The sequence below is a fragment of the Streptomyces flavalbus genome, assembly GCF_042674625.1.
GTDB classification, from domain to species: domain Bacteria; phylum Actinomycetota; class Actinomycetes; order Streptomycetales; family Streptomycetaceae; genus Streptomyces; species Streptomyces flavalbus.
The window spans coordinates 6,663,686-6,682,411 of record NZ_JBHTEB010000001.1; the positions used below are offsets into that span (position 1 = coordinate 6,663,686).

The 18,726-nt window shown below is 72.2% G+C and carries 14 protein-coding genes; 5 read left to right on the top strand and 9 right to left on the bottom strand.

Features of this window, described 5'->3' with window-relative positions; all coding sequences use genetic code 11:
• Positions 1–160: 160 nt before the first annotated feature.
• A complete protein-coding gene (locus tag ACFQZ6_RS29790) occupies positions 161–3,073 on the bottom strand; it encodes a glycoside hydrolase family 48 protein (protein WP_381615146.1) in 2,913 nt (970 codons plus the stop codon).
• A gap of 361 nt (positions 3,074–3,434) precedes the next feature.
• On the opposite strand from ACFQZ6_RS29790, the gene ACFQZ6_RS29795 reads away from it, so the two are divergent.
• From ACFQZ6_RS29795 to ACFQZ6_RS29805, 3 genes are all read left to right on the top strand, one after another.
• Positions 3,435–5,162 carry a glycoside hydrolase family 6 protein gene (locus ACFQZ6_RS29795; RefSeq protein ID WP_381615149.1) on the top strand — a complete coding sequence of 576 codons (1,728 nt, stop codon included), beginning with the start codon at positions 3,435–3,437 and terminating at the stop codon, positions 5,160–5,162.
• 152 nt (positions 5,163–5,314) lie between these two features.
• Complete coding sequence (locus tag ACFQZ6_RS29800) at positions 5,315–6,235, top strand: class I SAM-dependent methyltransferase (RefSeq protein ID WP_381615151.1); 921 nt, start codon at positions 5,315–5,317, stop codon at positions 6,233–6,235.
• A 65-nt stretch (positions 6,236–6,300) separates the two neighbouring features.
• Entirely contained in the window at positions 6,301–7,002 is a 702-nt protein-coding gene (locus ACFQZ6_RS29805) for an SDR family oxidoreductase (protein ID WP_381615154.1), read from the top strand.
• Between the two features lie 54 nt (positions 7,003–7,056).
• Here ACFQZ6_RS29805 and ACFQZ6_RS29810 read toward each other — a convergent pair whose 3' ends face one another.
• The 3 genes from ACFQZ6_RS29810 to ACFQZ6_RS29820 form a co-directional block, all read right to left on the bottom strand.
• On the bottom strand, positions 7,057–7,887 hold the full coding sequence (locus ACFQZ6_RS29810) for an aldo/keto reductase (RefSeq protein ID WP_381615157.1): 831 nt from the start codon (positions 7,885–7,887) through the stop codon (positions 7,057–7,059).
• Between the two features lie 84 nt (positions 7,888–7,971).
• Positions 7,972–9,798, bottom strand: a complete 1,827-nt coding sequence (locus tag ACFQZ6_RS29815) for an AMP-dependent synthetase/ligase (RefSeq protein WP_381615159.1) — start codon at positions 9,796–9,798, stop codon at positions 7,972–7,974.
• 130 nt (positions 9,799–9,928) lie between these two features.
• On the bottom strand, positions 9,929–10,801 hold the full coding sequence (locus ACFQZ6_RS29820; protein WP_381615162.1) for a LysR substrate-binding domain-containing protein: 873 nt from the start codon (positions 10,799–10,801) through the stop codon (positions 9,929–9,931).
• A 151-nt stretch (positions 10,802–10,952) separates the two neighbouring features.
• Between ACFQZ6_RS29820 and ACFQZ6_RS29825 the strand changes: the two genes are divergently transcribed.
• On the top strand, positions 10,953–11,969 hold the full coding sequence (locus tag ACFQZ6_RS29825; RefSeq protein ID WP_381618745.1) for a bile acid:sodium symporter family protein: 1,017 nt from the start codon (positions 10,953–10,955) through the stop codon (positions 11,967–11,969).
• On the opposite strand, the gene ACFQZ6_RS29830 is transcribed toward ACFQZ6_RS29825, so the two are convergent.
• Positions 11,905–12,606 carry a hypothetical protein gene (locus ACFQZ6_RS29830; RefSeq protein WP_381615164.1) on the bottom strand — a complete coding sequence of 234 codons (702 nt, stop codon included), beginning with the start codon at positions 12,604–12,606 and terminating at the stop codon, positions 11,905–11,907. The genes ACFQZ6_RS29825 and ACFQZ6_RS29830 overlap by 65 nt on opposite strands.
• Before the next feature lie 11 nt (positions 12,607–12,617).
• Positions 12,618–14,531, bottom strand: a complete 1,914-nt coding sequence (locus tag ACFQZ6_RS29835; RefSeq protein WP_381615167.1) for an exo-alpha-sialidase — start codon at positions 14,529–14,531, stop codon at positions 12,618–12,620.
• Between the two features lie 89 nt (positions 14,532–14,620).
• On the opposite strand from ACFQZ6_RS29835, the gene ACFQZ6_RS29840 reads away from it, so the two are divergent.
• Positions 14,621–15,067: a MarR family winged helix-turn-helix transcriptional regulator gene (locus ACFQZ6_RS29840; RefSeq protein ID WP_381615169.1), complete on the top strand. Its 447-nt coding sequence runs from the start codon at positions 14,621–14,623 to the stop codon at positions 15,065–15,067.
• A gap of 81 nt (positions 15,068–15,148) precedes the next feature.
• On the opposite strand, the gene fdhD is transcribed toward ACFQZ6_RS29840, so the two are convergent.
• Genes fdhD through ACFQZ6_RS29855 form a run of 3 tightly spaced genes read right to left on the bottom strand, consistent with a single transcriptional unit; the run spans position 15,149 to position 18,721 of the window.
• The gene (gene fdhD / locus ACFQZ6_RS29845; protein WP_381615172.1) at positions 15,149–15,997 is read right to left on the bottom strand and encodes a formate dehydrogenase accessory sulfurtransferase FdhD; all 849 of its coding nucleotides are present in this window, start codon (positions 15,995–15,997) and stop codon (positions 15,149–15,151) included.
• 31 nt (positions 15,998–16,028) lie between these two features.
• Positions 16,029–16,892, bottom strand: coding sequence for a 2Fe-2S iron-sulfur cluster-binding protein (locus tag ACFQZ6_RS29850; RefSeq protein WP_381615175.1), 864 nt, complete (start codon positions 16,890–16,892; stop codon positions 16,029–16,031).
• Positions 16,889–18,721: an NAD(P)H-dependent oxidoreductase subunit E gene (locus ACFQZ6_RS29855; RefSeq protein ID WP_381615178.1), complete on the bottom strand. Its 1,833-nt coding sequence runs from the start codon at positions 18,719–18,721 to the stop codon at positions 16,889–16,891. Before ACFQZ6_RS29855 ends, ACFQZ6_RS29850 begins: the two co-directional genes overlap by 4 nt.
• Positions 18,722–18,726 lie beyond the last annotated feature (5 nt).

Here is an 18,726-nt window from a genome sequence, read left to right on the forward strand (position 1 = left end):
GGTGGGGAGATTCCTTCCTGTCCGGTCGTTCCGTTCGGTCGTTCCGTCAGGGAGCGCGCGAGGGCCGGACGGTCCCCAGTGCGGGAAGGGACCGCCCGGCCTTTGGAGGGGCCCCGCCGTCAGGTGGCGGGACCCGTGTACGCGGAACCTTCAGCGGGGACTATTCGAGCAGTTCCGCGTACGAGCCCATGGCCAGGGCGATGTCCGCCTGGGCCCAGAACCGGTGGTACGTGAAGGTGGGCGCGGCACCGCCCGCCAGGTAGTTCTCGATCTTCGACCAGGACGGGTCGTTCTTGTAGAAGGTGCGGATGGAAGCGAACGTCGACGAGGAGTTGATCTTGTCGCCGTTCGGCATGGTGCCGCTCCAGCCGCTCGGCACGTACAGCGTGTCGTTGAAGCGGCTGTAGTCGGTGCGGGTCTCCGGGACGGCGATGCCGAGCGCGTCCTGGTTGTGCTCCCACATGCCGTCCAGCAGCGCCTTCGCCACCCGGGCCGCCTCGGTGTCACCGGAGCGGTCCGCGTAGTGGATCAGGGTGTTGGCGTAGCTGCCCGCCACACCGACGTCGCTGCTGTAGTCGGTGACGGAGACGTGCAGGCTGTTGTTGGCACCCGGGTTCGCGGCGTTCCAGGTGTCGGGCGCACCCGACCACCGGAGCGTGGAGGGGATACGGAAGGTGCCGTCCGGGTTGATCGTGGTCTCGGACAGCGCCCAGTCGACCCACTTGTCCAGGACCGACTTGGCCATGGCGTTGCCGGTCTGCTGGTACAGCTCCGCGACCCGCTGCATGGACCACGCCTGGAAGCCGAACCACTGGTTGGACGGCGGGTCGTGGTACACCGGCTTCTCGTCGTAGTACATGCCGTAGAAGGTCGGCGTCCCGGACGGGGGAGTGGCGTACCGGCCCGCCCAACTGTTGGTTGCGCCGCCCGCGATGGCGCCCTCCGCCGACTGCAGCCAGCGGTAGAACTCCACCTGGCGGGTGAGCGACTTGGCCCAGTCCGCCTGACCCGTCGCCGACTTCGGCTTCAGGCTGGCGTAGTTGGCGAGCGCGTAGGCGGCCATGGGGTTCTGGTAGCCGCCGTGCGCGTGGCTGGAGCCGATCCGCCAGGCCCAGCCCGCCGAGGTGTCGGTCGCGCCGCCCCAGGCGTAGTACCAGGACAGCAGGTAGTGCGAGGAGTCCTTGCCGGTGCCCGCCGGGCAGCTCGGACTCGTGCAGTTGCCGATCTTCTTGAAGTACTTGTCGTACATGGCGTAGCGCAGGTAGTCACCCATCTTGGCGGCCTTGGTGACCGTACCGGCCACCGCGCTGCCGTTGCCCTGCTCCTTGGCCCACAGGTCCGCCCAGTACGCGGCCTGCACGGCACGCGCGTCGGCGTCCGGGGCGTTGGTGAACTTCCACTGCTTGGCGTAGGACGCGTCCTTGGTGAACAGGTCCAGGTAGCCGTTGGTGCCGCCGTACTTGAAGGCGTCACAGGTCGGCTGCGGGATCGTCTCCCAGACCGACTCCTGCGGACCCCGCTGGAAGGTGTTGATGTACGACGGTCCGGTGGCCGTCGGGCCCGCCTCGCACTTGCCGGGCTCGTTGCCGTAGCCGTAGACGTTGTCGACGTCCTGGAGCCAGTGCATCCCGTAGACGTCGTCCGTGCCGTACGCCGACTTCAGCTCACTGGCGATCGGGTCCGGGCCCACCGAGACACCGGTGTCGAGCTGCGACGGGTACTGGCTCGGCAGGTCGTGCTCCGGCGCGTAGGTCGCGGGCTTGGACGCGTTGTAGAAGGAGTTCGTCGGCTGGTCCGCGTGCGTCGGGATCATGAACTTCTCCATGGTCTCCCAGGCGCCGTTGAACTTGGTCCAGTCGCCGGTCACCTTGCCGTACATGGCCTGGAGCCAGATCAGATAGCTGTACGCCTCCGACGTGGTCTCGTGGCCGTGGTCCGGCGCCTCGACGATCAGCGTCTCCACCGAGTGGTACGGGATGCCCTCGGGGGAGAAGTAGCCGTTCGCCGGGTCGGTGATCTTCCCGTACAGCTCCAGGAACCGGGCGTCGTACTCCTTCGCCCCGGCGATCTGGGTGACGGTGACCGTCGCCTTGGCGTGGCCGGTCGCGGTCGACTCGAAGGTGGCCGCGCCGGTACCGGAGGAGGCCGCGGTGATGGTCACCTTCTGCGCGGTGCTCCAGTTGGACGGCGTGAAGGTGAGCGTGGCGCCGCCGGTCACGGACAGACCGGTGTTGCCGCCGGTGCGCGCCGTCGTCACCGTGACGTTGGCGGACGGCTGCGTCGACAGCTTCACCTCGTACGTGCCCGACTCGCCCTGCCGCACAGGCAGTTGGGACGGGCTCGCCACCACGGCGGGGCCGGAGGCGACCGTGACGCCGACCGGGGTCGACTCACCGGACGCGCCCAGGCTGTCGTACGCCTTCGCCAGGAGCGAGTGACTGCCCACGGCCAGGTTCGAGGCCGAGAGCGAGTACGGCGCGCTGGTGTCGGTGCCGAGCAGCGTGGTGTCGTCGTAGAACTCGACCTTGGTGATGGTCGCGCCGTCGGCCGCCGCGGCCGTGGCCGCCAGCGGGACCGCGGCGCCCTGCGTGTAGACCGAGCCCGGCGCCGGGCTGGTCAGCACCGTGATCGGCGGCTGGTGCGCGCCGACGCAGTTCACACCGTTGACCGCGAACGAGGTCGGCGCGGCGTTGCTGCCGCTGTAGGTGAACTGGCCGCCGGTGGTCACCGCGGCCCCGGCCGCGATCCGGCCGTTCCAGGAGGCGTTGCGCACGGTGATCGACTGGCCGGACTGGGACCAGGTCCCGTTCCAGCCGTTGGTCAGCCGCTGGTTGCCGGAGTAGGCGTAGGTCAGGGTCCAGCCGTCGATGACGTCGGTGCCCCGGTTGGTGATCGTCAGGTCCGCGGTGAAACCGGAACCCCAGTCATTGGTCTTGTAGTCGACGTTGCACTGGACCGCCGCCGCCTGAGCGGGCGTCGGGTTGGCGGCCAGCATCGACAAGGGCACCGCGAAGGCGGCTATGAAGGCCGTCCATAACCGCCGTGTGGCGCGGCGTCTGGTTCTGGGGAGCATGGTGCTGGTTCCTCCTTGCGGCTCGACGAAGTCAAGGCTTGAACCAGTGGGAGCGCTCCCATAGTGGAGATGGGTGCCTGACGGGTCAAGATGTGTGAAGAGTCGAAAAACTTCGACGAGGGGTGACTCCAAAAAGTCAAGCAACCCCCCTGTTCTTTACCGTGACTTGGCGCTACCTTCGCCGTCACCAGTGGGAGCGCTTCCACGAGTCGACACGTCCGTCAGGCCGTGCCCGTACCGCCTGGAGTCGTTCCATGCGACACCCCCCGCGTTCAGGTCTTTTACTCGCGCAGCGGCACCGGGCCGCGCGCTGCGGCGCGCCCTCGACGGACTATCCCCCCACGAGAGGAAACCCGCACTGATGAGCCGTACCACCAGCACCAGAACAGCGCTGCTCGCCGCGCTGGCCCTGGTCGCCGGGGGCACGGGGACCGCCCTCGCGGCCGTCCCCGGCGACCTCGGCGCCACCGCAGTCCCGTGCACCGTGGCCTACCAGGTGCAGAACGACTGGGGCAGCGGCTTCACCGCCTCCGTCACCGTCACCAACAACGGCGCCGCCAAGAACAACTGGTCCGTGAAGTGGTCGTACGCGGGCAACCAGCGGGTCACCAACGCCTGGAACGCCCGCGTCACCCAGAGCGGCGCCGACGTCACCGCCGCCAACGAGTCCTACAACGGCACCCTGTCCACGGGCGGTTCGGCCACCTTCGGCTTCCAGGGCACCTACAGCGGCAGCAACGCGGTCCCGGCCACGTTCACGCTGGACGGCGTGACCTGCAACGTCGACGACGGTGGTGGCGGCGACCCGGACCCGGACCCGGGCGGCGGCACCGGTGACCGGGTCGACAACCCGTACGCCGGGGCCAAGGTGTACGTGAACCCGGAGTGGTCGGCGAACGCCGCCGCCGAGCCGGGCGGCAGCCGGGTCGCCAACCAGCCGACCGGCGTGTGGCTGGACCGGATCGCCGCCATCAACGGCGTCAACGGCGGCATGGGCCTGCGCGACCACCTCGACGAGGCACTGGTGCAGAAGGGCTCCGGCGAACTCGTCATCCAGCTCGTCATCTACAACCTCCCCGGCCGGGACTGCTCCGCGCTCGCCTCCAACGGCGAACTCGGCCCGACGGAGATAGACCGGTACAAGACCGAGTACATCGACCCGATCGCCGCGATCCTCGCCGACCCGAAGTACGCGGACCTCAGGATCGTCACCACGGTCGAGATCGACTCCCTGCCCAACCTCGTCACCAACACCGGCAGCCGCCCGACGGCCACCCCCGAGTGCGACGTGATGAAGGCCAACGGCAACTACGTCAAGGGCGTCGGCTACGCCCTGAACAAGCTCGCCGACGCGGGCAACGTCTACAACTACGTCGACGCCGGGCACCACGGCTGGATCGGCTGGGACGACAACTTCGCCCCGTCCGCGCAGCTGTTCAAGGAGGCCGCGACCGCGGAGGGCGCGACCGTCGACGACGTGCACGGCTTCATCACCAACACGGCCAACTACAGCGCCCTGAAGGAGGAGAACTTCACCATCAACTCCACGGTGAACGGCACCTCCGTCCGCCAGTCCAAGTGGGTGGACTGGAACCGCTACGTGGACGAGCTGTCCTTCGCCCAGGCGTTCCGCAACCAGTTGGTCTCGGTCGGCTTCAACAGCAACATAGGGATGCTGATCGACACCTCCCGCAACGGCTGGGGCGGCAGCGCCCGGCCCACCGGCCCGGGGGCCACGACCAGCGTGGACACCTACGTCGACGGTGGCCGCTACGACCGCCGCATCCACATCGGCAACTGGTGCAACCAGGCCGGAGCCGGACTCGGTGAGCGCCCGCAGGCCAGCCCCGCGGCCGGGATCGACGCCTACGTCTGGATGAAGCCGCCGGGTGAGTCCGACGGTTCCAGCAAGGCCATCCCGAACGACGAGGGCAAGGGCTTCGACCAGATGTGCGACCCGGCGTTCGGCGGCACCCCGCGCAACGGCTACAACAAGACCGGCGCCCTGGCGGACGCGCCGATCTCCGGGAAGTGGTTCTCCGCCCAGTTCCAGCAGTTGATGCAGAACGCGTACCCGCCGCTGCCGTAACACGGTGACGGTGACGGTGCCGGTCCGCCGGTCCGGGTCCCCTCGTGCCCGGACCGGCGGACCACCCCGCCGTTTGCCGACTCGGCAACACGACTTGCCTCCCGCGGTGCGTCGGAGCACGCTGACGGCATCCGCAGGAGAGGCTGGCCCCCATGGCGCACGACCACGACCACGACCACGCACCCGACCACGAGCACCAGCACACCCACCACCACGACCACGGCGACCTGGACTGGGCCGAGATGGCCCCGCACCTGGAGGCCGAGGCCGAGCTGTACACCCCGCTGTACGAGCGGGCGATGGCCTGGCTCGGCAAGAAGCAGACCGAGCCCGGGCTGATCGTCGACGCGGGCAGCGGACCCGGCGTGGTCTCGGCGCTGCTCGCCGAGGCGTTCCCCGGCGCCCGGGTCGTCGCGGTCGACGCCGCCGAGCCGCTGCTGGAGCGCGCCCGCGCCCGGGCGGAGCGGCGCGGGGTGGCCGACCGCTTCGGCGTCCTCGCCGGTGAACTGCCCGGGGTCCTGGACGACCTGGACTACCCGGCCGACCTGATCTGGGCCAGCAACAGCCTGCACCACCTCGGGGACCAGCGCGCCGCGCTCGCCGCCTTCGCCGAACGCCTCGCGCCGGGCGGCACGCTCGCGCTGCTGGAGGGCGGGCTGCCGGTACGGTTCCTGCCCCGGGACATCGGCATCGGGCGGCCCGGCTTCCAGGACCGGCTGGACGTGGCGCGGGCGGACTGGTTCGCGCGGATGCGCGCCGACCTGCCCGGCGCCGTCGACGTCCCCGAGGACTGGCCGGAGCTGCTGGCCGGGGCCGGACTGCGGCCCACCGGCACCCGCAGCTTCCTGCTCGACGTGCCGCCCCCGGCGACCGACCGGGCCCGCGCCTGCCTGGTCAGCACCCTCACCCGGATTCGCGAGGCGTGCGCCGACCGCCTCGACGCCACCGACGCCGCCACCCTCGACCGCCTCCTCGACCCCGAGGACAAGGCGAGCCTGCACCACCGCCGGGACGTGTTCTACCTGACCGCCCGGACGGTCCACACCGCCGCCCGGATCGACGCCCCACGGTAGGCCCTTGACTTCAAGAGCGCTCCAAGTGGTGGACTCCGGTCGTTCACCACAACCAAGGGGGCAACATGACCGACTCTCCGGTGGCACTCATCACCGGCGGTGGCAGCGGCATCGGGGCGGCGGTGGCGCGGCGGCTGCTGGAGGCCGGGTACCGGGTCACCGTCACCGGGCGCGGCGCGGAACGGCTGGCCGCCTTCGCGAAGGAACTGGGCGAGCCGGAGGGGCTGCTGACGGTCGTCGGCAACGCGGCCGAGTACGACGACGTCACGTCGGCGGTCGACCGGACCCTCACGGCGTTCGGCCGACTGGACACGGTGGTCGCCAACGCCGGTTTCGCCACCCATGACGCGGTCGCGGACGGCGACCCGGCCGGGTGGACGGAGATGGTGCTGACCAACGTGCTCGGCCCCGCCCTGCTCATCAGGGCGTCGGTCGACGCGCTGAAGGAGACCCGGGGCCGGATCGTGCTGGTCGGCAGCGTCGCCGGGTTCGTGCACACGCCCGGGAACATCTACGGGGCGACCAAGTGGGCGGTGACCGGGCTGGCCGAGAACACCCGGCGCCAGGTCACCGAGTGGGGCGTCGGGGTGACGCTGATCGCGCCGGGGCGGGTGGAGACCCCGTTCTGGGACGGGCTCGGCAGCCTGCCGCCGGGGCACCTGCTGACCGCCGACCAGATCGCCGACTCGGTCGTCTGGGCGATCCGGCAGCCCGCGGGCGTCGACGTCAACACCGTCGTCGTACGGCCGGTCGGGCAGCCCAACTGACACGCGCGCGCCCCGGGACCGCGGTGGTCCCGGGGCGCGCGGGGTGTTGCGAGGTCAGCCGAAGGTGGCCGGGTCCGGGCCGATGCGGCGGTCCTCGTTGAGGGCGCTGATCGCGGCCAGGTCCTCGTCGTCCAGGCTGAAGTCGAAGACGTCGATGTTCTCCTTGATCCGCGACGGCGTCACGGACTTCGGGATGACCACGTTGCCGAGCTGGATGTGCCAGCGCAGCACGATCTGGGCCGGGGTGCGGCCGTGCTTGCGGGCGATGGCGACGATCGCCGGGACCTCCAGGATGCCCTTGCCCTGGCCGAGCGGCGACCACGCCTCCGTGGCGATGCCCTGCTCCGCGTGGTACTCCCGGGAGGCGTGCTGCTGGAGGTGCGGGTGCAGCTCGATCTGGTTGACCGCGGGGATGACCGAGGTCTCCTCGATCAGCCGCTCCAGGTGCTCGGGGAGGAAGTTGGAGACGCCGATGGCGCGGATCCGGCCGTCGGCGTGCAGCTTCTCGAACGCCTTGTAGGTGTCGACGTAGGTGTCCCGCGACGGGGTGGGCCAGTGGATCAGGTACAGGTCCAGGTACTCCAGGCCCAGCTTGCCGAGCGAGGTGTCGAAGGCGCGCAGCGTCGCGTCGTACCCGTGGTCGGTGTTCCAGAGCTTGGTGGTGACGAAGAGTTCCTCGCGCGGGATGCCGGAGGCGGCGATGGCCTTGCCGGTGCCCTCCTCGTTGCCGTAGGCCGCCGCCGTGTCGATGCTGCGGTACCCGGCCTCCAGCGCCGTACCCACCGCCTGCTCCGCGTCGGTGTCCGGCACCTGCCAGACGCCGTAGCCGAGCTGGGGCATCTCGACGCCGTTGTTGAGGATGATCGGGGGGACCTTGCTGCTCACGAGCTCGTGATCCTTACGGTTGTCGTCAGGTGGTACTCATATCGTCAACGATCACGGACGCGAATGCATTCCTGACGGCGGAATTCAGCCCCGGTAGAGCGCCTCCACCACCTCCGCGTACGCCTTCTCGATGGCCTTGCGCTTCAGCTTCAGCGACGGGGTGAGCAGGCCGTGCTCCTCGGTGAAGGGCTGGGCGATGATGCGGAAGGTGCGGATCTGCTCGGCCTGGGAGACCAGGGTGTTGGCGGCGACCACCGCGCGCCGCACCTCCGTCTCCAGATCGGCGTCGCGCACCAGTTCGAGGTCGGGCAGCCGGGGCTTGGCGCGCATCTGGAGCCAGTGCTCCACGGCCTCGTAGTCGAGGGTGACCAGGGCGGCGACGTACGGCCGGTCGTTGCCGACCAGCACGCACTGGTGGACCAGCGGATGGTCCCGCACCCGCTCCTCCAGCGGGCCGGGGGAGACGCTCTTGCCGCCGGAGGTCACCAGGATCTCCTTCTTGCGGCCGGTGATGGTGAGGTAGCCGTCGTCGTCGAGGAAGCCCAGGTCGCCGGTTGCCAGCCAGCCGTCGTGCAGGGACTCGTCGGTGGCCTTGGGGTTGTTGAGGTAGCCCTGGAAGACGTTCGCGCCACGCAGCCAGATCTCGTTGTCGTCGGCGATGTGCACGCTCACGCCCGGGATCGGCTGCCCGACGGTGCCGTAGCGGGTGCGGTCGGGCGGGTTGGCGGTGGCGGCGGCGGTGGACTCGGTCAGGCCGTAGCCCTCGTAGACCTGCACGCCCGCGCCCGCGAAGAACAGGCCGAGCCGCCGGTCCATGGCGGAGCCGCCCGACATGGCGTTGCGGATCCGGCCGCCCATCGCGGCGCGCACCTTGGAGTAGACGACCTTGTCGAAGAACTGGTGCTGGAGCCGCAGCGCCGCCGACGGCCCGGGACCGGTGCCCCAGGCCCGCGCCTCTACCGCCTCCGCGTACTTCACGGCCACGTCGACGGCCTTCTCGAACGGCCCCGAGCGGCCCTCCTTCTCCGCCCTGCGGCGGGCCGCGGCGAACACCTTCTCGAAGATGTACGGCACCGCGAGGATGAACGTCGGCCGGAAGGCGGCCAGGTCGGGCAGCAGCGCGGCGGCGTTGAGCTGCGGCTGGTGGCCGAAGCGGACCCGGCCGCGGATCGCCGCGACCTCCACCATCCGGCCGAAGACGTGGGCGAGCGGCAGGAAGAGCAGGGTGGCCGCCTCGTCGCCCTTGCGGGAGTGGAACACCGGCTCCCAGCGCTCGATGACGGTGTCCGCCTCCCACATGAAGTTGCCGTGCGAGATGACACAGCCCTTGGGGCGGCCGGTGGTGCCGGAGGTGTAGATGACGGTGGCGACGGAGTCGGGGGTGACCGCCCTGCGGTGCCGGTGCACCACCTCGTCGTCCAGGTGGGCGCCCGCGTCGTACAGCTCACGCACCGCGTTCGAGTCGAGCTGCCACAGCTCGCGCAGCGCGGGGAGCCGGTCGATGACGGTGGCGATGGTCATCGCGTGGTCCTCGTGCTCCACCACGGCCGCCGTGACCTCGGCGTCGTACAGCATCCAGAAGCACTGCTCCGCCGACGACGTCGGGTACACCGGCACCACCTGCGCGCCGATCGCCCACAGCGCGAAGTCGAACAGCGTCCACTCGTAACGGGTGCGGGACATGATCGCGACCCGGTCGCCGAACCGTACGCCCCGCGCGAGCAGCCCCTTGGCCAGCGCGAGCACCTCGTCGCGGAACTCGGCGGAGGTGACGTCCCGCCAGCGCCCGGCCTCGTCCTTGCGGCCGAGGGCGACGGCGTGCGGGTCGGTGTGGGCGTGTTCGAAGACGACATCGGCCAGACCGCCCACCGGTGGCGGCAGCTCCACCGGAGGATTGGTAAACTCGCGCAAACCCGTACCGCCCCTTGCGACGCCGTGCACAGTGCGCTGCAAGTTACCCCAGTAGTGACTGTGGAGTAAGTTCCCGCCGCGTAATCTGCACGGAATCTGTACGACCATGACCACGCCGCGTACGACGTGGTCAGGGCCGGTGCAGCCGGTCGCCCGCCGCCAGGATCGCCGTGGACAGGGCGTCGGCGGCGCCCGCGGTGCCGGGGTCGGTGGGGCGGCGCTGGCCGGGCACCAGGACGAAGTCGACCTGGCCCAGCTCGGGCAGTCCGAAGCGGTCCGGGACGCGGACCAGCCCTGGTGGGACGAACCCGCGCGAGTGCGCCATCACGCCGAGGCCCGCGCGGGCGGCGGCGACCAGGCCGTTGAGGCTGCCGCTGGTGCAGGCGATCCGCCAGGGGCGGCCCTGCCGCTGGAGGGCGTCCAGGGCCAGCGCCCGGGTGATGCCGGGCGGTGGGTAGACGATCAGCGGCACCGGGCGGTCGGGGTCCAGGCGCAGGCGTTCCGCGCCGATCCACACCAGCCGGTCGTGCCAGACCAGCTCGCCGCGCGGGTCCTGGGGCCGCCGCTTGGCCAGCACCAGGTCCAGCTTCCCGGCCGCGAGCAGCTCGTGCAGGGTGCCGGACAGCTCGACCGTCAGCTCCAGGTCCACCTCGGGGTGGGCGTGCCGGAAGCCCTCCAGGATCTCCGGCAGCCGGGTGAGCACGAAGTCCTCCGAGGCGCCGAAGCGCAGCCTGCCGCGTAGCCGGGTGCCGGTGAAGAACGCCGCCGCCTGCTCGTGCACCGCGAGGATCCGGCGCGCGAAGCCCAGCATCGCCTCGCCGTCCTCGGTCAGCTCCACCGAGTGGGTGTCCCGGCTGAACAACTGCCGTCCGGTGGCGTCCTCCAGGCGGCGCACGTGCTGGCTGACCGTCGACTGGCGCAGGCCGAGGCGCCGGGCGGCCCGGGTGAAGCTCAGCGTCTGCGCCACCGCGAGGAAGGTGCGCAGTTGGGAGGGGTCGTACACCCCGCCACGTTATCGCGGAACGTGATGACAGTCAGAGTGGTATGCCGGATTCCCGATCGGGCGGGGGAGGAGCAAGATGGAGCGGGGACGCCTTTGTCCGTACGTTCGAGTCCCGTGGAGCACCGTGAAACGCCTGCGCTGGCCAACCTGGATGCCGGTCGACCCGTACATCCTGCTGCTGCTCGGGACGGTGGGCCTCGCGGCGCTGCTCCCCGCCCGCGGCACGGGCGCCGAGGTGGCGTCCGGGGCGTCGACGGCCGCGATCGCCGTGCTGTTCTTCCTGTACGGCGTCCGGCTGTCCACCCGGGAGGCGCTGGACGGGCTGAAGCACTGGCGGCTCCACGTCACCGTCCTGGCCTGCACCTTCGTCGTCTTCCCGGTGCTGGGGCTGGCCGCCCGCGGGCTGGTGCCGGTGCTGCTGACCGACCCGCTCTACAAGGGGCTGCTCTTCCTCACCCTGGTCCCGTCGACCATCCAGTCGTCGATCGCGTTCACCTCCATCGCGCGCGGGAACGTGCCCGCCGCGATCTGCGCGGGCTCCTTCTCCTCGCTGGCCGGGATCGTCCTCACCCCGCTGCTCGCGGCCTCCCTGCTGGGCGGCGCGGCGGGCGGGTTCGCCGCCGACTCGGTGCTCCAGATCGTGCTGCAACTGCTGGTGCCGTTCGTCGCCGGACAGCTCTCCCGCCGCTGGCTCGGCGCCTTCGTCGCCCGGCACAGGAAGGTCCTCGGGCTCGTCGACCGCGGCTCCATCCTGCTGGTCGTCTACACCGCGTTCAGCGAGGGCGTGGTGGCGGGCGTCTGGCACCAGGTGAGCCCCGCCCGGCTCGCCGGACTGCTGGTGGTGGAGGCCGTGCTGCTGGCCGTGATGCTCGCCCTGACCTGGTACGGCGCCAAGGCGCTGCGGTTCGACCGGGAGGACCGGATCGCCATCCAGTTCGCCGGGTCGAAGAAGTCCCTGGCCGCCGGGCTGCCCATGGCGACCGTCCTGTTCGGGGCGCAGGCGTCGCTCGCCGTGCTGCCGCTGATGCTGTTCCACCAGATGCAGCTCATGGTCTGCGCGGTGATCGCCAAGCGCCGCTCCCGCGACCCGGTCGAGGACGGCGTCAGCGCGCCGGGGACAGCCGCAGCGTCACGAACCGCGGTCGGTACCGGGACACGTCCGCGTTGACGTGCGCCGCGGCGCCGACGGTGGGCAGCGCGCACCCGCGGGCGCACCCCGCGCTCAGGTACGCGGCGACCTCGCCGCCCGGCAGCGGCGGCCGGAAGTCCCGTGCCGGGCCGTGCCAGGGCGCGGTCGGGGAGCACGCTGCGTACGACGTCACCGTGGTCAGCCCCGCGCCGCCCGCCGCCATCGTGCACAGCACGTACGTGCCGTCCGCGCGGACCACGGAGAAGGCGCTGCCCACCCCCGTGCGCCGCTCGTCGCCGAGGACCGGGGCCGCCCGCCCGGCGCCGCGGCCCCAGGCGGTCCCGTCCCAGTACCGCCAGGCGCCCGGGTCCGCCAGCCGCCCCCGCGGCACCCGCGCGACGTACGCCGACGACGTCGCCCGCGAGGCCGCCTTGCCGTCGTCGCCGCCGGTCCAGTCGTCGGCGCGGGCGGCGTCGTCCCCGTAGCGGGCGAACTCGGCGGTGACGCGGGCGGCGGCCGACCAGGAGGCGACCGTCCGCGGTCCGCAGCCGCCGCCGTCCCGCTGACGGCCGCCGTCCTCCGGGAAGGCCGTGAGCAGGACGGCCCCGAGCGCCGGGGTCAGCAGCGGGGCGACCCCGGCGCCCGTCCGCTGGCGTGCTCCCGCGCCTTCGGGCACGCCCCCGGACGTTAGCCGCCGCTGGCCACCTGGTCCATGGGCAGCCACGCCAGCGAGCCGAACACCGGGAAGCCGCTCGTGCCGCGCAGGGTGCCGATCTCACCGTCGCTCAGCGCCCGGTTCCACACCTGCACCTCGTCGATCGCGCCGGTGAAGAAGGCCCGGCCGTCCATCCGCTGGCCGATGTGCACCCCGAACGGCGAGTTCCGGCTGACCGACCCGGACACGTCCTCGGTGCTGACCGCCTTGCCGTCCAGGAACAGCGTGAGGCGCCCGCCGCCGCGGCGCAGCGCCACGTGGTGCCACGCGCCGTCGTTGTGCGCGGCGCCGCTGACGTGCGCCGTCCGCACCGTCGTCGCGCCCTCCCGGGTGGTGATCAGCCCGCGCACGACACCGTTCGCGGGCTCGCCGCGCAGCCACACCTGCGGCTGGGTGAGGCCGATGCCGCCCATCCACAGCATCGGCTGCTCCCCGCTCTCCGCGGTGTAGCGGAACCACAGGGAGGCCGTGAAGTCGCGCGTGCCGAGAGCGAGTTCGGGGCGGTAGGGGAGGCGTACGGCGTCGTCGACGCCGTCGAAGGCGAGCGCGTCGCCCACCACGCCGTCGGTCGTCGCGGGGTCGCCGAGCACCGTGGCCCGGGGGGCGAGCAGACCGTGGTCGGCGGTGGTGGCCCGCGGGCCGCCCGGCGGTGTGAGCTGGTCCTCGGGGACCCGGACGAAGCGGATCTCGTCACGGGCGTCGACCGCGCCGCCCTCGTACATCAGGCCCACCGTGTCGGCGTCGACGTCCACCAGGTCGGAGTAGCCCGCCCAGTCCCCGGCGATGACCGTGCCCCGGTCCGTGCTGTCCCAGGTGCGCCCGCCGTCGTGGGAGGAGCGCAGCATCATCGTCCGGCGCCGGTCGGGGTCGCCGGGGGCCGACAGCAGGACGCGGTCGTCGAGGCTGAGCAGGGCGCCCTGCACCTCCGGGGTGTAGAGGTCGGGCAGGCCGGTGAACGGGGTGCTGAAGCTCTCGCCGCCGTCCCGGCTGAGGGTCTGGGAGCGGTGGCCGAGGTCGGTGCCCTCCTCGTCGCGGCTGCTGACCAGCAGCGTGCCGTCGGGCAGCTCGGCCGGGGTGACCTCGGAGGGCTTCTGCCGGAAGGTGCCGTCGGCGGCGACCGGGTGGGTGTCGGTGGCGCCGATCCGCCAGTGCTCCCCGCCGTCGTCGCTGATCACCAGCGCCGCGTGGTTGGCGGTGACCCGGCCGCCGCTGTACGTCTCCGCGTTGACGCCGAGCACCAGTCGGCCCGCGTGCGCGCCCCGGGTGAGCTGGACGCCGTGCACGGGGCCGGTGGCGAACCAGGAGTTCCAGTGCGCGGGCAGCAGCTCGGCGCTCAGGTCGCGCGGCCTGGACCAGGTGCGGCCGTCGTCGTCGCTGTACTGGAGCCAGGGCGCCCGGTCACAGGGGATGGCGCAGTGCGCGCTGTCCGGGCGGCCGGTGTTGTAGGTCTGGGCGAGCAGGACGCGGCCGGTCTTCCGGTCCACGACCGGCGCCGGGTTGCCGTGGGTGTCGCCGCCGCCGTCGTTGATCACCTGGAGGGGGCCCCAGGTGCGCCCACCGTCGGTGGAGCGCTTCAGGACGATGTCGATGTCGGTGGCGTCACCGCAGTTGAGGACCCGTCCCTCGGCGAAGGCCAGCAGGGTGCCGTCGTTGGTGCGGACGATCGCGGGGATGCGGAAGCAGGCGTAGCCGCCGGGGTCCCGGTCGGCGCGGAAGAGGACCTGATGGGCGAAGGGCGCCGCCTCGGCGGCGGTCGGCCGGGCCTCGGCGGCGGTCGGCAGGAGACCCGCGGCGGCGGTGACGACGGCCGCGGTGAGAGTGGCTCGGAGACGGACGTGACGGCTTGACGGCCGGTGTGACCTGCCCTTCAGGGCTGGGCGACGCATCGACCGCACCTCCAGGGGTTCGTTGGGAGTCCCAACGATTAGCAGGTAATCGTAGGGAAGTCCAACGAATCTCGGCCTAGAGTGTTGCCATGTCAGAAGCTCTGTCCGACGGCCCGCCGCCCGCGATACGGGCGCTGCCGAGCTGGCTGCTCTCCCGGGCCGCCGCCCGGGGCCGCACCCTGATGGCCGACGCGCTGGCCGCCGAGGGGCTGAAGGTCTGGCACCACGTGGTGCTGCTCGCCGTGCGCGATCTCGCCCCCGTCGCGCAGGCGGACCTCGGCCGCCGGGTCCGCCTCGACGCCAAGGACCTCGTCGGCGTCCTGGACGACCTGCAGTCCGCGGGCCTCGCCGTCCGCGCCCCCGACCCCCGCGACCGGCGCAAGAACGCCGTCTCCCTCACCGCGGAGGGCGCCCGTCTCCTGGTGCGCTGCGAACGCGCCGCCGGGGCGGCGAACGACGCGCTGCTCGGCCCCCTGACCCCGGCCGAGCGGGAACGGTTCACCGGGATGCTGGCCCGGATCGCGGACGCCTCCTGAGCGCGGGCTGAGGCGGGACCCCTGCGGCGCAGGGGGCGCTCCCCGCCGGTCGGGGCCCCGCCGCCGTGCCGCGGGCAGCCGTCAGCCCTGGGTGGCCGCGGCCCGCAGGGCGAGCCGGTCCGCACCCGCGTACACGTTCATGGAGCTGCCCCGCAGGAACCCCACCAGGGTCAGCCCGGTCTCCGCCGCCAGGTCCACCGCCAGCGACGACGGCGCCGACACCGCCGCCAGCATCGGGATACCGGCCATCACCGCCTTCTGCGCCAGCTCGAACGAGGCCCGCCCCGAGACCAGCAGCACCGTCCGCGACAGCGGCAGCCCGCCGTCCTTCAGGGCCCGCCCGACCAGCTTGTCCACCGCGTTGTGCCGCCCCACGTCCTCGCGTACGTCGACCAGCTCGCCGTCCTCGGTGAACAGCGCCGCCGCGTGCAGGCCCCCGGTGCGGTCGAAGACCCGCTGGGCGGCGCGCAGCCGGTCGGGGAGGCTGGCGAGCAGCTCGGGCTCCAGCCGCACCGGGGGAGTGTCGGCGATGGGCCAGCGCGCGGTGGTCCGCACCGCGTCCAGACTGGCCTTGCCGCACAGCCCGCACGACGACGTCGTGTAGACGTTCCGCTCCAGGGTCAGGTCGGGGATCTCGACGCCGGGCGCGGTCGTCACGTCCACCACGTTGTACGTGTTCGCACCGTCGGCCGTCGCCCCCGCGCAGTACACGATGTTCCGCAGGTCGGACGCGTACGCCAGCACGCCCTCGCTCACCAGGAACCCGGCCGCGAGCGCGAAGTCGTCGCCCGGGGTGCGCATGGTGATGGCGAGGGGCCTGCCGTTCAGCCGGATCTCCAGGGGCTCCTCGGCGACGAGGGTGTCCGGGCGGGCGGAGACCGCGCCGTCCCGGATCCGGATCACCTTGCGTCGTTCCGTGACTCGTCCCATGTCCCCATCAGCCCCATCGGTGTCATCGGCGTTATCGGTCCCGGTTCTGCACGTGCTGGTAGCCGAAGCGGCCCTTGATGCAGAGATTGCCATGGGTCACGGGGTTGTCGTGCGGCGAGGTGACCTTGACGATCTCGTTGTCCTGCACGTGCAGCGTGAGGTTGCAGCCCACGCCGCAGTACGCGCACACCGTCGTCGTCTCCGTCTGCTTCGACTCGTCCCACGTACCCGCCGCCCGCATGTCGAACTCCGACCTGAACGACAGCGCGCCCGTCGGGCACACCTCGATGCAGTTGCCGCAGTACACGCACGCCGAGTCGGTCAGCGGGGCGTCGTGCTCCACCGCGATCCGGGCGTCGAAGCCGCGGCCCGCGACCGAGATGGCGAAGGTGTTCTGCCACTGGTCGCCGCAGGCGTCCACGCACTTGTAGCAGAGGACGCACTTGTCGTAGTCCCGCACGTACAGGTCGTTGTCGATCTGCGGGCCGTCGTTGAGGCGGGCCGCGTCCGGGCCGAACCGGTCCGGCTTCGCCTCGTACTCCTTGAGCCATCCGGCGACCTCCGGCGTCGTCGACAGGTCCACCGAGGACGCGAGCAGCTCCAGGACGATCTTGCGGCTGTGCCGGGCGCGCTCGGTGTCCGTGCGCACCACCATGCCCGGCTCCGCCCTCCGGGAACAGGCCGGGACCAGGGTGCGGGCGCCCTCGACCCCGACGACGCAGACCCGGCAGGCGTTCTTCGGGGTGAGCGTGTCGCCCTGGCAGAGCGTCGGCACCTCCTTGCCCGCCGCCCGGCAGGCGTCGAGGACCGTCGCGCCCTCCGGCGCCCTGACCTCCTCGCCGTCGATCGTGAACTCCAGCAGACGGCGGGGAATCCCCAGCGGTGTCACGGTCATTCGTACGCCCCCAGACGGTCGATGGCGGATTCCACGGCGTTCCACGCGGTCTGCCCCAGACCGCAGATCGAGGCGTCCCGCAGGGCGCGGCCGACCTCCCTGAGCAGCGCGATGTCATCGGAGGCCGCCGCTCCCGTACGGTCGGCGATCCGGCGCAGCGCCTCCTCCTGGCGGACGGTGCCCACCCGGCAGGGCACGCACTGGCCGCACGACTCGTCGCGGAAGAACTCCGCGACGCGCAGCAGCAGCCGGGGCAGCGGCACGGTGTCGTCGAACGCCATGACGACACCGGAGCCGAGGGTGGTGCCCGCGTCCCGGGTGCCTTCGAAGGTGAGCGGGATGTCCAGTTCGTCGGCGCGGACGAAGCCGCCCGCCGCGCCGCCGAGCAGCACCGCGCGCAGCCCGTCGCGCACCCCGGCCAGCGTCAGCAGCTCGCCCAGCGTGGCGCCGAACGGCAGCTCGTAGACGCCGGGCCTGGCCACGCTGCCGGAGACGCAGAACAGCTTGGGCCCGGTGGACAGGGAGGTGCCGACCGCCGCGTACGCCGCGGCGCCCCGGGTCAGGACCGGCAGCACGTTGACGAGGGTCTCGACGTTGTTCGCCGCCGTCGGCTTGCCGAACAGGCCCTTCTCCACCGGGAACGGCGGCTTGGAGCGCGGCTCGCCGCGGTAGCCCTCGATGGAGTTGAACAGCGCGGTCTCCTCGCCGCAGACGTAGGCGCCCGCGCCGCGCCGGATCTCGATGTCGAAGGCGTAGCCCTGGCCGAGGACGTCGGCACCGAGCAGCCCCCGCGCGCGTGCCTGGTCGACGGCGTGCCGCATCCGGTGGACCGCTCGCGGGTACTCGCCGCGCAGGTACAGGTAGCCCTGGTGCGCGCCGACCGCGTACCCGGCGATCGTCATCGCCTCCACCAGCGCGTACGGGTCGCCCTCCATGAGCACGCGGTCCTTGAAGGTGCCGGGCTCCGACTCGTCGGCGTTGCAGACCAGGTAGTGCGGGTGGTCCGGCTGGGACGCGGTGGCCTGCCACTTGCGGCCGGTGGGGAAGGCGGCGCCGCCCCGGCCGACCAGCCCGGCGTCGGAGACCTCCCGGATCACCCCGGCCGGGCCCAGCTCGAACGCCCGGCGCAGCGCGGCGTACCCGCCGTGGGCGCGGTAGTCGTCCAGCGACGCCGGGTCGACCGCGCCGACGCGGGCCAGGAGCGTCAGCGCCGGGTCCCCGGCCTGCGGTACGGCCAGCGCCGCCGCCGGTTCCGGGGGCGCTGAGTCCGGGGCGGTCGCGGCGAGTTCGGCGCCCTCCACCGTCGCCGGTGCCGTCACCGCCGTACGCACCGGGTCGCCCGCGCGGACCGCGAGGGTGGCCGGGGCGCGTTCGCACAGGCCCAGGCAGGGGGCGCGCTCGACGTGCACCCCGCTGCCGGGGCCGAGGCGGGAGGTGACCCCGGCGCACAGCTCCTCGGCGCCCGCCGCCGCGCACGCCAGGTCGGTGCAGACCTGGAGGACGGTCGCGGGCCGGGGCCGGACGGAGAACATGGCGTAGAAGGTGGCGACGCCGTACGCCTCCGCCGGGGGCACGGTCAGCCTCCGGCACAGGTAGTCCAGGGCGCCCTCGCTGATCCAGCCGATCCGGTCGTTGATCGCGTGCAGCCCCGGCAACAGCAGGTCGCGGCGGTCCCGGGCGGCCCGCCCGCCGCGTGCCCACCTCAGGTCGTCCGTCCGCATGGCGTCGCGGGCGGCGCCCTCCCAGGAGGAGCCGGGCGGGCCGAGCAGGGCGTCGACGGCCGCCCGCTCCTCGTCGGTCGGCTCGCTGTCACCGAAGTGCAGGTCCACTTGAC